General features: G+C 59.0%; 1 protein-coding gene. It reads left to right on the top strand.

What is annotated here, in order from left to right:
* Nucleotides 1-208: 208 nt before the first annotated feature.
* Nucleotides 209-1,009 carry a hypothetical protein gene (locus tag ACZ6SA_RS49200; RefSeq protein WP_465836417.1) on the top strand — a complete coding sequence of 267 codons (801 nt, stop codon included), beginning with the start codon at nt 209-211 and terminating at the stop codon, nt 1,007-1,009.
* Nucleotides 1,010-1,083: the final 74 nt, after the last annotated feature.

Genomic DNA, 1,083 nt, shown 5'->3' with positions numbered 1-1,083 from the left:
CCTGCGCAAACTCCGCTGCTGCCCACTTCTCGCAGGTCAGCTCGTCAAAGCGATCCTCGTCCTTCAGCTCCGTGAGGCTGGATGAAAAGCATTCAATGATCTTCGCGCGGGATACGGCTATGTCCTACGCGTGGACGATGAAACCTGGCCCCGCCGTCCCGAAGCGACGGTAGATCACCTCTGCGCCGTAGCGCGCGAGAGTGGAGCGATGATCGTGGTCATCGTCTCAAATGACTCCGCAGTCACAAAGTTTGTGATCAAGCATGAGGCGCCAATGGCGGAAGAAATCATCCGTCGGAGACTCCTTGACCAATTTCCCGGAACCGACGAAGAACTCAAGGAAATAGGAAACTCGCTGACGGAACACGTCGCGGGTTGTTGTCCCCGGGACGCCGCCTACACGGCCGAACAACTTGTAGAAGGCCTTCGGCAAGGGAGATCGCTTTCCTCTATGATTGCCGATCTTCCTTACTCCGCGCTCGCTAATCTGTCGAGGAACCTGCTGCAATCCGAGGCTTTACTCAGCAAGTACTTCCTGATAAGCAGCGCAGTGCTACACGGACTTCCCGAGGCCATCGTGTCCGCCGCCGCCCTGACGCTGGCACAACGCGTCAGGCAGTACGAGCATATAGACACGCCCAAGGAGGACTACCCAAGCTTCCCGGTATGGGAACAGCTCAGCCAGTGGATAACCGATCCCGTGCGAGACACACCGGGGGCCACCCACGGCGGTGAAGGTCCACGTATCGAGCTACGACCAGGCATGGCCGACCGGCTGCTCACTACGTTGTGGCGCGAGTTGCCCGCAGTTCGCCCGCCACTCTACGACTGGCTCGCCGAGCTGGTCGGCGACGACGACTGGCGCATTCGGCTGAAGGTCGCTGATGCTGTGGGTAAGCTCGCCACCTGCGATTTCAAGGTCATCGACAATCAGTCTCTCACGCCATGGAGCAAAGCGAAGAATCGGACAAAAGCACTTTCTTGGGCGCTACAGAGGCTGAAAGTCTGAGGTGTCACCTCGCGGTTGCATGCGTACGGCGGGATTCGGGAGTATGCCGGTGGGATGCGTTATCCGGATGGTGG

It is taken from the genome of Nonomuraea sp. NPDC049378 (assembly GCF_055586745.1).
Note: the sequence above shows the minus strand (reverse complement) of the source record. Positions and strands in the feature narration are given on the sequence as shown.